Source organism: Nocardioides sp. (assembly GCF_034670285.1).
Taxonomy (GTDB): Bacteria; Actinomycetota; Actinomycetes; order Propionibacteriales; family Nocardioidaceae; genus Nocardioides.
Genome location: NZ_JAXMNS010000063.1, coordinates 1 through 11,879 on the forward strand (window position 1 = coordinate 1; position 11,879 = coordinate 11,879).

Below are 11,879 nucleotides of genomic sequence, written 5' to 3' on the forward strand. Positions count from 1 at the left end.
GCTCGTCCCCGACGACGGCGCCGTCGCGATCGGGGAGTCGATCGAGAGCCAGCTGCCGCTGTTGCTCGACGCCGGCGTCGACGCCCGACGGATCGACGCCGCCGAGCTGGCTGCACGAGTGCCGCTGCTGGCCGACTTCGACGGCCCGGCCATGCTCGACGTCCGTGGCGGCTCGATCCGTACGACGGCCGCCGTCGACGCCCTCACCGGCGCGCTCGGAGACCGCCTCGTCGCCGACGAGGTGCTCTCGGTGCGCCCGACCTCGGACGGCGTCGAGGTGCGCAGCGGAGGACGCACCGACCACTACCGCCGCGTCGTGGTGTGCGCCGGTCGCGGCACGGCGGCCCTGGCCCGCACGATGGGGCTCTCGCTCCCGGTGGAGCAGGCGGCGCACGTGCGGCTGACCTTCGCCGTCCGCGGCACGCCTCCGCAGACCCTGTCCACCCTGCAGGACTCCAGCGGTGTCTTCGGCGAGACCGGCGTGTACGCCGCCGCGGCGCCTGACAACGCGTCGTACGGCGTCGGGCTGAGCCAGACGACGGGCGCTCGCGACGACGGCAGTCTCACCGCCGAGGCCGGCCTTGAAGAGCTGGCGAGCCGAGCGGCCGACTACGTGCGCCGCGCTCTGCCCGGACTCGACCCCGACCCCGTGGACGTCAGGCACTGCTGGGTGACTCCGCTGCCCTGGGGCGACGACGGCCTGGGCGTGTGGGAAGCGGACGGCGTGCTCTTCCCCGTCGGCCACAACCTCTACAAGCAGGCGCCCGGGCTGGGACGGCGCCTGGCCGCTGCCGTGGACGGTGAACCGCTCGACGACGACCTGCGGCCGGAGAGCCGTCTCGGCGCCGGTTGAGCGCAGCCTGCGCTCAGGGGCCCTGCGGCTCGTCGAGGCACTCCACCACGAACCCGTCCTCCACGACGCACTGGAAGGGCGCAGCGCCGGGGGAGATGAAGAAGATCCCGTTCTCGTCGGGACCGCTGAACGTGTAGTCGCCGGCACCGTCGTAGGGGTCGAAGAACGCCACCGGCTGTTCCAGGGCGACCGCCTCAGCCGCCGTCCGGTCGCCGTCCACGATGGCGTCGAAGAATGCCCGCGCTGCCTCGGCGTTGCTGAGCGGCTCGTCGCCCTGCGGCTCGTCCTCGCAGCCCTGCACGACCCCGCCGCTGACGAGGCACTGGAAGGGCGCGGCGCCGGGGGAGATGAAGAAGATCCCGTCGTCGTCGGGGCCGCTGAGGGTGTAGTCGCCGGCACCGTCGTAGGGGTCGAAGAACGCGACCGCTTCGTCGGTGGCAACCGCTTCGGCGGCCGTGCGATCTCCTTGTACGACGGCGTCGAAGAACGCCCGCGCGGCCCCGGCGTCATCGACGGTGACCGGTGTCGTCGTCACCGTCTCGGTGACCGTGACCGTCGCGGTGGGCGCGACCGGGTCGTCGGAGCCGTCAGGGTCGGCCGAGTCGTCCGCGGAGCACCCGCCGACCAGCAGGACCGCGGAGCCGAGCGCGGCGGCGAGACGGGCGGGGCCAGGAGCGGGAGTGCGCGTCATGCCTCACGACGCTACGCCGCTCGGGACCGAAGCGAGGCGATATCGAACGGGCTCGACGAAGAGCGGCTCCCTTCGCGATCTCCTGCTTGACTGAGCCCCGTCGCGCCGGCGACGACACAGCGAGGGAGACGCGATGAATGACTCGGCACTGATCAGCATCGGCCTACCGATCGCGCTCGCGATCATCATGTTCGGCCTCGGGCTCTCGCTCACCCCTGCCGACTTCCGACGCGTGGCCCGGACGCCGCGCGCGGTCGCCACCGCCCTGGTGCTGCAGGTGCTGGTGCTTCCGGTCATCGCCTTCGGGCTCGTCCTGGCCTTCGACCTCGAGCCGCTCCTGGCCGTTGGGGTCATGCTCCTGGCCGCCTCGCCCGGTGGCACGACCGCCAACCTGTTCAGCCACCTCTTCCGAGGCGACGTCGCCCTCAACGTCTCGCTCACCGCAATCAACTCGGTGCTCGCCGCCTTCACCATCCCGCTGATCACCAACGTCGCGATCACCTACTTCGACGCCGAGGGCGAGCTCGGCCTCCAGGTCGGCAAGGTGCTGCAGGTGATGGCGATCGTGATCGTGCCGGTGGTCATCGGGATGGTGGTGCGCGACCGCTCGGAGGCCTTCGCTGCCCGGGCCGACCGCCCGGTTCGCGTGTTCTCGATCGTGGTGCTGGTCGTCGTCGCGGTCGGCGCGCTCCTGGGGGAGCGCGACAACATCGGCGGCTACATCCAGCAGGTCGGCCTCGTGACCGGACTCTTCTGCTTCCTCAGCCTCTCCCTGGGCTACGCGGGCGCCCGGGTGATGCGCCTCGACGAGCCGCAGGCCATCGCCAGCTCGATGGAGGTCGGCATCCACAACACCACCATCGCGCTCACCATCGCGCTGAGCGTGCTCGACAGCACCGAGGTCGCCATCCCGGCGGCCGTCTACTCGGTCCTGATGTACGTCCTGGCCACCGCGTTCGGCTTCCTGATCACCCGCCGTCGTACGCCGTCCCGTGTGGCGCGGTGAGTGGCCGCTCGTGCCCGTCAGCGAGGAGCCGGCGCCGGTTCCTGCGCGGTTCGCCAGGTGTGATGACTAGGCGCGCGATTCGTCGTCCGAACCGACGACCCCGCCGCCGCTGACGACCCAGTTGGTCTCCTGGTCCATCGCCGGGGGAGCTTCGTCCGGGAGCGGACTCGGCGTGCCGAGGGCTCCGCCTCGGCCGGATCCGGCGCCAGGGGAGGGGCTGGCACTCACAAGCTTCTTCCACCACTTCATCGCGGCTCCTGTCGTCGGTCTGCTGATTTCGACCACTGATTCTACGGACCTGCTGATGGGGACCTCGGCGTGTCTGAAATTCAGTGGCGGCGCTCACAGCAGCACTGTCGGTGGTCACCCCTAACGTCAGACCTGTTGGACATGAGACAGGGGTTGAGGATGAGCGAGAGCACCAAGCTGGACGTCGCCACTCAGGCGGCGTGGGTCGGGTTCCGAGGCCGGCTGGCCGACCACATCGCAGGCATGCCGCACGACGACGTCTTGCTCGTCGCGCCCAGCCATGCGCGTGACCGCGCCCGCCAGGAGCGTTCCATCGAGGTGATCTGTGGCGAGGAGGTCTACGTCGAGACGGTGGGCCGTCCGTCCGACGCTCCCGGCTTCGAAGCCCTCGGGTGGGAGGACTGGGACGAGGCGGGCTGGCTGCAGACCTTTGACCAGCGCTTCGCCGACCAGGCCGCAGACGTCGTGGTCCGAACGCTGCGCGAAGTCTTCGGTGTGCTCCACCCGAGCTTCCTCGACGCCGAGGGGCTGGAGCTCGACGCTCAGTCGCCAGCCGAGCCCTCCGAGCCCTCCGAGACCGTCGCGGTGGTGGAGTCGCCGGAGGAACCCGTCGACCTCGAGGGCGTCCCCGCGTCGCCGACCCACCTGCGTCAGATGGTCGAGGCCGTGATGACCGACCTCTTCCCCGACATCGAGCCCGACGGGGACGGTGACCTGCCCGTGGTCTCCGGCGGCAGCGTGCTCTTCGTCCGGGTCCTGGAGTCGCGTCCGTGCATCGAGCTGTACGCCGAGATCGTGCTCAGTCCGGAGCGACTCGACCGGCTCGCCCAGGAGCTGGTGCTGCTCAACGAGGCGCACCCGTTGTGGAAGTTCGCGCTGCGCGACGCCCACGTGGTGATGACCCACGAGATGATGGCGCTGCCGTTCACGGCCCTCGGACTGCGGGCCCTGGTCATGCGCTTCTCCGAGGAGGTCGACCAGGTCGCCCGCGACCTCGTGGCCCGGGTGGGGGGCCACCTCTTCGCCGAGTCGCCGCCGGTCGAGGACGAGCGCGACGTCGTCCTCACCGGACTGCTCGAGCTGCTTCACCTCGATCGGGTGCGGCCCTCGACGGTGGCCGGACTCTTCGACGACGACCGCCTCGAGATCATCCGTCAGATCGTGCGGATCCGCAGCGGCCGACAGTCGTGCGGCGACCTCCCCGAGGAGCGCGTGCTCACCGCGCTGCGCCAGGCGCTGCGGCTGGTGTCCGACGGCCCGCAGCCGGCACGGCCGATGTCGTCCGCGCCGCGACGCTCCGTGCAGGAGCCGCTCCTGGAGGAGCTGCCCGACCAGGAGTCGTTGGACCTCGGCTGGTCAGCCTAGCGGCGGCGGACGCCGCCGTAGATGCCGCGGCGCACGATCCACGGCTGCAGCACCGAGGTGATCGTCCAGGCGGGGAAGCGGAAGGCGCGACCGTTGGCTGCGAAGACCTCGAGGCCGTCGGGCTGCACCCCCAGCACCGACCCCCAGCGCCGTCGCGGCGGCTCGTAGGAGCGCAACCGGCGGCCGGCGAGCGAGGCGCGGATGTTGCGGGCGATCAGCTTGTCGGCGCGGTTGCGTGCCGAGCTGCGCAACGGGTCGGTGGCGGCCACGTCACCGACGGCCCACACGCCAGGAGCGCCCGGCACCCTCAGCTGCGGGTCGACCCGCACGAAGCCGTGCTCGTCCAGCAGCTCGTCGGGCAGCCAACCGGTGTTGGGGCGTACCTTGCCGATCGCCCAGAGCACGGCGTCGGCCCTGGCCTCGGGCTGACCGGTGCTCCACGCGACCGGAGCATCAGTGATCGCGTCGCACGCGAACCCGTCCGGCACGATGGCGCGATGACCGGCGTGCAGCTCGACCCCGGCCTCGGCCAGGCGCCGCTCCACCCGGCGCCACACGCGGTGGTGGTGGGTCGGCAGCGCTCGCTCGCCGGGGAAGTAGAGGCCCACCGTCGACTCCGGCCAGGCCTGAGCCAGGTTGAGCGCGCTGCTCACCGCTGCGGCGCCACCCCCGACCACCGCGATCGACCGAGCCCGGCCGAGCTGGTCGTGGGCCGCGGCGAGCTCGTCGCCGACCTCGTCGGGGGAGCGCAGGTCGGGGCGGCGCCAGAAGCCGTTGGTCACGCCGGTCGCGACGACCAGCACGTCGTACGACTCGGTGCGAACCGAACCATCGGCCCCGGTGAACGACACGGTGCGCGCCGCGACGTCGAGGCCGGTCAGGCTGGCGTGGACGCGCCGCACCCGATCGAGCCCTCGGAAGCGGTCGAGCGAGATCCAGTAGTCGCGCGCCCACTCGTCGGGGCGCGCCAGGCGCGTGCCGAGCTCCTGGCCGCTGACCAGTGCCTGCTGCGACGACACCCCGACGACCTCGCCGACCGCCGACGAGCGCGCCAGGTGCACCGCCGCCAGCAGTCCGCTGTCGCCGAGCCCGGCCACGACGACCCGGGGCTTGCTCGCTCGAGGGCTCACGACCGAGGAGGCCTCGGGACGAGCATCGGCACCCGGTCGATCACGTCCTGGTACTGCGGGCGCCGCGCGAGGCTGCGCTGCTCCATCATCGGGATGCTGGCACCGAGGAACATCGCCAGCATCGCGAGCACGCCGACGAAGATCCACCACCACTCGCCCGGGGCTGCCGCGAGCCCGAAGAGAGCGACCGAGATCCAGAACGCGAGCTCGCCGAAGTAGTTGGGGTGGCGCGACCAGCCCCACAGGCCACGGTCCATCACCTGGCCGGGCTGACGCTCGCGCACGAAGCGGTGCATCTGCACGTCGGCCACCAGCTCGAGCGCCACCGCGCCGAGGCCGACGAGGAACGCGACGACGTCGAGCACACCGAGGTCGCGACCCGAGCGGGTGGCGACGACATACATCGGCAGGCAGCCCAGGAACACCTGGAGCGTGGGAATCAGGTGGATGGCGAAGAGGTCCACCACCGCGTCGAAGCGGCCGGCGCGCTCGCGCAGCAGCGGGTAGCGCCAGTCCTCGTGGTGCAGCCCCGGCCAGGCGTAGGCCCAGTTGGCGGTCAGCCGCACCGCCCACAGCAGCACCACCACCATCAACAACCAGGCGCGTGCGCCCTCGACCCCGTCGCTCTGGAGCCACCAGTAGGCCAGCAGCAGCGGCGGTACGACGCTCCAGTAGGCGTCGTAGAAGCTGGAGTTCCCGTGCGCCCTGCTGAAGCCGAAGATGACCAGCGTCGCGAGGAGGTCGGCGATCAGCACGTCGAGCCAGAGCGCGTCGGTCGAAGGTCCGAGGGCGAGCCACAGTGCCGCCACCGCGAGAGCGACGGCGTAGGCCAGTGCGACGCGGACGAGGGAGGCGTTCTTGGACAGGGACGTGGTCGTGGTCACAGTCCGACCGTAGCGATCTGACGGCGCGATGGGAGCGGTCCTTAAATATGGACTGGACTAGGCAGTTGAAACCTGCAGTGCATCGAGGTCTCCGCATCGGGTACGGACTGATCGGAGGGATACACATGACGACTGATCAGCTGGCTCCAGCCATGCGCCACACCAACGTCCTCAACCTGTTCGGCACGACCGACCAGGCTGACCAGACCGACGAGCCCGGAGACGTGCTCGCCCGGTTGTCGCGTCGTTGGCGCGTCCTGGACGGCGTCGCGTGGCCCACGCGCGCCGGCTCCACGATCGACCACGTCGTCGTCGGTCCGGCTGGCCTGGTCGCGATCGTGAAGGGTGACTCCCCGGCAGCAGCTCTCAGCGCGGCAGCGGCCCTCTCAAGGCTGGTGCCCGGTCTTCCCCACTCCTACGTGCACGCGGTGCACGTGGTCGAGGACGTCGACGCGGCCACGGTCGACTTCGAAGGCGTGAGGCGTTGCGAGGAGGCCGACCTCCCGGCCGTCATCAATTCGCTTCCCAAGGTCCTCCAGGGCGAGGAAGCCGTAGGTGTCCTCGGCGTCCTCTACGTCGGACTCGAACGCGCCGAGCAGGCCGAGAAGGCCAAGCAGGCCGCCCTGGCCGAAGCCGCTCGCGCCGAGGAGGCTGCCGCGGCCGGCGTCACCAACGTGGTCGTGCCGGCGCACCGTCGTCCCCGCTCGTGGCTCGGAGCGCGCTCGGTCACCAACCTCGGCTGAGGCCACCAGTACCACTTCTTGCAGTCGATTCACGCTCCCATCCACAGGCTGCGAATCGCGGGTTTTAGCCACGCCCTTGCGCGGCGACGGTGTGGGGCATGCGCCTTCTCCCTAATCGCCCACGTCCCTCGTCCCGCTCGCCCCACCGCCGGGTCCTTTCGGCTGTCACAGCTCTCGTGCTGCTGCTGGCCGCCCTCGTGCTCGTCGTCGCCCCGCCCGGCGGTCCGCCGCCCGCGGCCGCCGCGACCAGGGTTGCCAAGGACGACTGCCGAGGCGTCGATCCCAACCTCGTCAACGGCGTCTGCCTGCGCTACCCGACCGCCCGCGGCACCGCCCTCACCTGGATCGGCACCTATCGTGCGCCCGACGGTCGGATCTTCTTCTGCATCGACTACCTCTACGACTCCCGGCTCCCGGCGAAGGCCGATCGGATCTCGACCGAACGCCTGGTCAACCAGCTAGGTGAGCGCGTGGGACCCGACGAGGTGGCGGCCCTCAACTACGTGATCTCCACCTGGGCCGGCCGAGGCTCCACCGGCAGCGACGAGCGCGACGCCGCCATCGCTCTGATCGTGCGCGAGGTGATGAGCGACGGGACCCGCCCGGGCGGCCTCGTGGTCTATCCCGAGGGGCTCGAGGTGGGGGAGCGCGTGCGCCCACCGGTCGGCGGTCTCGGCGGTCAGGTCCTCGACCTGGCCCGGACGATCTGGCGCGAGGCGTCGCGCTCGTACGGGCCGTGGACGGTGAGCCTGAAGCGCACCTCGGGTGGTCCGATGCGACTCGGGCGCACCCGCGCCTACCGGGTGAAGGTCATGAGCGCGGCGGGGCACCAGGTGCACGGCGCGAGGGTGCGACTGCGGTGCCGCGGGCCGATCGAGTGCCCTCGCTCGATCACCACCGCGCCCGGCGCGCGGCTGAAGGTGCGCCCCGATGACACCGGTCGCTACCGGATCCGGGCCCGGGTCTCGGGTCCCGACTCCGACGGACTCCTCTACCGCCAGCGGTCCTGGCGCACCCACGGTGGGGCCACGGCACGGGCCGTCGGCGTCCAGCGGGGCTGGATCGCCCAGGACAACCGCGCCAAGGCCGTGGCCACGGAGCGCACCACGATCAAGAAGGCGCTGCCGCAGGTGACCACGGTCACCTCGGACCCGGTGGTCGAGCCCGGCGCCGAGATCCACGACGTCGTGACGGTGTCGGGTCTGCCGGAGGGCTACGACCGCACGGTCGTCGCGACGCTCCACGGTCCGTTCGACCTGTGGCCGGGTGCCACCGACTGCACCGACGAGACCAGGGTCGGGCGGGTGACGTTCGACGTCGACCGCAACGGCACGTTCACCACGCCAGCGGTCGTCGTGGACGAGGTGGGCTACTACACGTGGGTTCAGCACTTCCGTGGTGATCGCTACACCGAGCCGCTCACCACGCGCTGCGGGATCGTGGAGGAGACGACGGTCGTCGAGCCGTTGAGGCCCGACGTGAGCACCGAGGCGTCGCTGCGACGGGGCGAGGTGGGCGACGTCGTGCACGACCGGATCGAGATCACCGGCTTGGAAGACACCGTCACCGACCTGGTCTGGAAGCTGCACGGACCACGACGCGAGGTGGACGGGTCGTGCCGTGAGGTTCGCTGGGTGGGCGCACCGATCGCCGACCGGGGGACCCTGCCGGTCGCCGGCGACGGCACCTATCGCACGCCGGACACCACCTTGGCGGCTGCCGGTTGCCACACCTACTCCGTGACGGTCAGGCCGACTGCTGTGAGCACCGAGGCCGTGAGCCCGCCGGGGCTCGTGCTCGAGACCGTGCGCGTACGACGTCGTACGCCGGTCGTGACCACCGTCGTCTCCGACCAGCGGGCCGTGGTCGGCGATCGCCTTCGCGACACCGTGCGGCTGCGCGGCCTCCGCTCGGACGATCGCGTGGAGGTGCGCTGGTGGCTGCACGGGCCGATCGCGCCGCGTGGGGCGTCGTGTCGTCGACTCGACTGGAGTGACGCCCCGGTCGCCGATCGAGGTGAGCTCGCGGCGCAGGGCAACGGTCGCTACCGCACCCGTTGGTCCCGGGTGACGACCGCCGGTTGCTACACCTACTCCGAGCAGGTGCCCGGCACGCCGGCGACCGAGCCGACGCGCACGCCTCCGGGGCTGGTCAGCGAGACGTCCTTGGTGACCCGGCCCGTGCTCCCGGTCGTGCCGGAGATCCCGTCCGGCTTCGCCATTTCGACCGCGGACCTCGACCGCCCTGCACGTCACGCTGTCCCGCGCCATCTCGACGAGCGCTACGTCGCTCCGAAGAGCCCCGCGCTGCGTGGGCGCACCACGACGGGAGCGAGTCTCAGCATCCCCCGGGTCGGGATCCGCGCCGGGATCAGCAACGTCGGGCTCGACGGCGACACGATGGCCGTCCCCAACGACACCGATCGGGTCGGCTGGCTCTCCTCGACGGCGGCGCCCGATGACCGCACCGGCTCGAGCGTGATCTCCGGCCACGTCTCCGACCGTCGCGACCGTCCGGGAGCCCTGTGGCGGCTGCGCGACGTGCGGGTCGGCGACGACGTCCGGTGGACCGACGCATCGGGGGAGACCCACCGCTTCGTCGTACGACGGGTGCAACGGTTCGCGCGCGCCCAGGGCGTGCCGGCGCGACTGCTGCGCACCACCGGACGGCACGTGCTGCACCTGGTCACCTGCACCAACCGCCAGCGGAACTCGAGCGGCTTCCACTACGCCGACAACCTGGTCGTGACCGCGGAGGAGGTACATCAGTGACTGCACTACGAAGTGCATGCATAACGCAAGCATGGCCTCGATCACCATCCGAGACGTCCCCGACGAGACGCGCGATCTCCTTGCTGCACGAGCGCGGAGGGGCAGGGCAGTCGATGCAGCAGTTCTTGCTGCGTGAGCTGGTCGTGCTCGGGGAGTCCGAAGCGCAGGAGGAGTGGTTCGACCGTCTCCGTGATGTCGTGGTGCGGCGCGGCACAGCCCTCTCGACCGCTCAGATCCTCGACGCCGTGCACGGCGAGCGCCGGTGACCTGTGTCGTCGATGCATCGGTGGTCGTCGCTGTCCTGACGGATGCTTCAGCGGTTGGTTCCTGGGCCGCGGAACGGCTGCGGGATGAAGCGATGCTCGCCCCACATCTCCTGCCAGTCGAGGTGACCCAGGCTGTACGGCGCCTGGTGGCAGCGGGCGCGCTCACCGAGGCCGAGGGTTCAGAGGCCGTGCGTGGCCTCCTGGCGTGGCCGATCACCTTGGTCGACTTCGCCCCGATGGCCGCGCGGGTGTGGGAGCTGGGCGAAGCCGTCTCCGCCTACGACGCGTGGTCCGTCGCACTGGCGGAGGCCGCGGCCGTTCCGCTGGTGACGCTCGACGCGAGGTTGGCTCGGGCACCCGGTCCGCGGTGCACGTTCAACCTCGGACCCGCCACGTGAGCACACCGCTCAGACGTGGACCTCGATTTCTTCGCCCAACGTGGCGCTGAGCTCGAGGTCCAGGTCGTCGCCGGACCAGAACTTGCCGGGATCGTAGTAGTTGGTCGGCCGCTTCGACCCGAGCAGGCCCATGGCCTGGTAGGTCGAGGCGACCACCTCGGCGCAGTAGGTCATCTCCACGCTGGCCTGTCGGCGGGCCCGACCTCGGACCCAACGACCGGCGAGGGCTGCGGTCGCGGGGAACGGGGTGCCGTTGAGGCGAGCGACGGTCTGGAGCGCGGCGCTCTCCATCTCGTGGGTCACGGCGGGGGAGAGCTGTCGAAGCCAGGCGTGCTGCTCGTAGCGGCCGGTCCACTGGGTCACGGCCTCGCGCAGGTCGTGCAGCTGGACGCCGCGGTGGTGGTCGCCGGACCACACGTCGAGCAGTCCCTTGCCCAGCTCGGCGTGCCACATCAGCGGCGGCAGGTCATCGATGACGATCGCCATGCCGACGTGGTTGATCGGCGCGTTGGTCAGCACCCGGATAGCGTGATCAGCGACGGAAGGGCCGCGAAACAGCCACAGGTCGCCGGTGCGAGTGAGGTCGGCCGCCGCGTCGAGCGACAGCCGGTCGCGGGAGTACGGATGCATCGAGGCGGGTCCTCCGGGAGGGGTCGCGGTGATCGAGGATCAGGATGGAGCACAGATGAAGCTGGGCGTGTGGAAGCTGCTGGGGGTCGCCGGCCTCGCCGGGGTCGCCGCTACGGGCATCATCATTGCGCGCGACGAACGCCAGCGGGCGAACCTCACGCCCGAGCAGGTGCGGGCGCGTCTGCACGAGCGCTTCGCTGAGGCCGAGCGGGAGTCCCGCTAGCTCAGTCGCCGAGGTGCGCGCGCACGCGGCGCGCGATCTCCTCGAGCCACCCGCGGTAGCCGCCGGGCTCGTCGTCGATGAGCGCGTAACAGCCGAGTCCGTGAAGAAAGGCGCCGATCTCGGCGTCAGTGCGCGAGGTGTCTGCGAGTACTACGGAGATCTCGGCCAGCAGCCGGCGCTGGTCTTCGGGCGGGTCGTCCTGAAGGTATAGCTCAAGTCCGCTCCAGAGGGTCTCGAAATCCTCGTGATAGTAGGCGCCCATCAGGTGCTGAAGTTCGGAGTCTTCCACGAGTCGCATCCTCTCTCACGGCACAACGAAAGCCGTGATGATCCGATAGCCCTCGGGCATTGAAGGGTCCTTTCTGAGCAGGATCCGCGCTCCCGTTCCCTCAGTCACCGCGCCAGAACTCGACATCACGCGCCCGGGATTGCTGACCGGAGCCTGGAACTCCGTGGCCTGCTTGTTCCCCCTCAAAAAGTGGTCTAGGCGGTCCGCTGTCGCCGTCATCAAGACGTCGATGCTGCGTTCAGCAGCCGCTTCGTCCGTGAAGGTAGACACTTCCGTCTTTCGTTCGGTGCGCAGCCGGTGCCGCAGGTAGTCGTCCGACTTGCCGACGTGCCTTTCCATCGTGTGACCCTTCAGCGCCCCGCCCTCGTGTGCCTTGAGCGA

14 protein-coding genes are annotated in these 11,879 nt (G+C 70.6%); 8 read left to right on the forward strand and 6 right to left on the reverse strand.

Annotated elements, in window-relative coordinates; all coding sequences use genetic code 11:
• The coding region (locus VOI19_RS04925) for an FAD-binding oxidoreductase (RefSeq protein ID WP_323791840.1) at nucleotides 1–853 on the forward strand (853 nt) is incomplete at its 5' end.
• A 13-nt stretch (nucleotides 854–866) separates the two neighbouring features.
• Here VOI19_RS04925 and VOI19_RS04930 read toward each other — a convergent pair.
• The gene (locus VOI19_RS04930) at nucleotides 867–1,544 is read right to left on the reverse strand and encodes a hypothetical protein (protein WP_323791841.1); all 678 of its coding nucleotides are present in this window, start codon (nucleotides 1,542–1,544) and stop codon (nucleotides 867–869) included.
• 133 nt (nucleotides 1,545–1,677) lie between these two features.
• Here VOI19_RS04930 and VOI19_RS04935 point away from each other — a divergent pair, with 133 nt between their 5' ends.
• On the forward strand, nucleotides 1,678–2,550 hold the full coding sequence (locus VOI19_RS04935; RefSeq protein WP_323791842.1) for a bile acid:sodium symporter family protein: 873 nt from the start codon (nucleotides 1,678–1,680) through the stop codon (nucleotides 2,548–2,550).
• 408 nt (nucleotides 2,551–2,958) lie between these two features.
• Nucleotides 2,959–4,164 (forward strand): T3SS (YopN, CesT) and YbjN peptide-binding chaperone 1, encoded by a 1,206-nt coding sequence (locus tag VOI19_RS04940; RefSeq protein ID WP_323791843.1) that lies wholly within the window; start codon nucleotides 2,959–2,961, stop codon nucleotides 4,162–4,164.
• On the opposite strand, the gene VOI19_RS04945 is transcribed toward VOI19_RS04940, so the two are convergent.
• Complete coding sequence (locus VOI19_RS04945) at nucleotides 4,161–5,294, reverse strand: FAD-dependent oxidoreductase (protein ID WP_323791844.1); 1,134 nt, start codon at nucleotides 5,292–5,294, stop codon at nucleotides 4,161–4,163. The genes VOI19_RS04940 and VOI19_RS04945 overlap by 4 nt on opposite strands.
• Nucleotides 5,291–6,178: a DUF1295 domain-containing protein gene (locus tag VOI19_RS04950; protein WP_323791845.1), complete on the reverse strand. Its 888-nt coding sequence runs from the start codon at nucleotides 6,176–6,178 to the stop codon at nucleotides 5,291–5,293. Before VOI19_RS04950 ends, VOI19_RS04945 begins: the two co-directional genes overlap by 4 nt.
• A gap of 125 nt (nucleotides 6,179–6,303) precedes the next feature.
• Here VOI19_RS04950 and VOI19_RS04955 point away from each other — a divergent pair, with 125 nt between their 5' ends.
• The 4 genes from VOI19_RS04955 to VOI19_RS04970 all read left to right on the forward strand — a co-directional run bounded on the left by VOI19_RS04955 (nucleotide 6,304) and on the right by VOI19_RS04970 (nucleotide 10,356).
• Nucleotides 6,304–6,921: a nuclease-related domain-containing protein gene (locus VOI19_RS04955; RefSeq protein ID WP_323791846.1), complete on the forward strand. Its 618-nt coding sequence runs from the start codon at nucleotides 6,304–6,306 to the stop codon at nucleotides 6,919–6,921.
• Between the two features lie 176 nt (nucleotides 6,922–7,097).
• A complete protein-coding gene (locus VOI19_RS04960; RefSeq protein WP_323791847.1) occupies nucleotides 7,098–9,692 on the forward strand; it encodes a class F sortase in 2,595 nt (864 codons plus the stop codon).
• A gap of 113 nt (nucleotides 9,693–9,805) precedes the next feature.
• Nucleotides 9,806–9,958: a hypothetical protein gene (locus tag VOI19_RS04965; protein WP_323791848.1), complete on the forward strand. Its 153-nt coding sequence runs from the start codon at nucleotides 9,806–9,808 to the stop codon at nucleotides 9,956–9,958.
• Nucleotides 9,955–10,356 (forward strand): type II toxin-antitoxin system VapC family toxin, encoded by a 402-nt coding sequence (locus tag VOI19_RS04970; RefSeq protein WP_323791849.1) that lies wholly within the window; start codon nucleotides 9,955–9,957, stop codon nucleotides 10,354–10,356. The genes VOI19_RS04965 and VOI19_RS04970 overlap by 4 nt, the downstream gene beginning before the upstream one ends.
• Nucleotides 10,357–10,365: 9 nt before the next feature.
• On the opposite strand, the gene VOI19_RS04975 is transcribed toward VOI19_RS04970, so the two are convergent.
• Nucleotides 10,366–10,986: a hypothetical protein gene (locus VOI19_RS04975; RefSeq protein WP_323791850.1), complete on the reverse strand. Its 621-nt coding sequence runs from the start codon at nucleotides 10,984–10,986 to the stop codon at nucleotides 10,366–10,368.
• A 28-nt stretch (nucleotides 10,987–11,014) separates the two neighbouring features.
• Here VOI19_RS04975 and VOI19_RS04980 point away from each other — a divergent pair, with 28 nt between their 5' ends.
• Nucleotides 11,015–11,209: a hypothetical protein gene (locus VOI19_RS04980; RefSeq protein WP_323791851.1), complete on the forward strand. Its 195-nt coding sequence runs from the start codon at nucleotides 11,015–11,017 to the stop codon at nucleotides 11,207–11,209.
• Between the two features lies 1 nt (nucleotide 11,210).
• Here the strand turns inward: VOI19_RS04980 and VOI19_RS04985 are convergent, their stop codons facing one another.
• Nucleotides 11,211–11,498 carry a contact-dependent growth inhibition system immunity protein gene (locus VOI19_RS04985; protein WP_323791852.1) on the reverse strand — a complete coding sequence of 96 codons (288 nt, stop codon included), beginning with the start codon at nucleotides 11,496–11,498 and terminating at the stop codon, nucleotides 11,211–11,213.
• Nucleotides 11,499–11,513: 15 nt separating this feature from the next.
• A partial coding sequence (locus VOI19_RS04990) for an RNase A-like domain-containing protein (protein ID WP_323791853.1) occupies nucleotides 11,514–11,879 on the reverse strand: 366 nt, incomplete at its 5' end.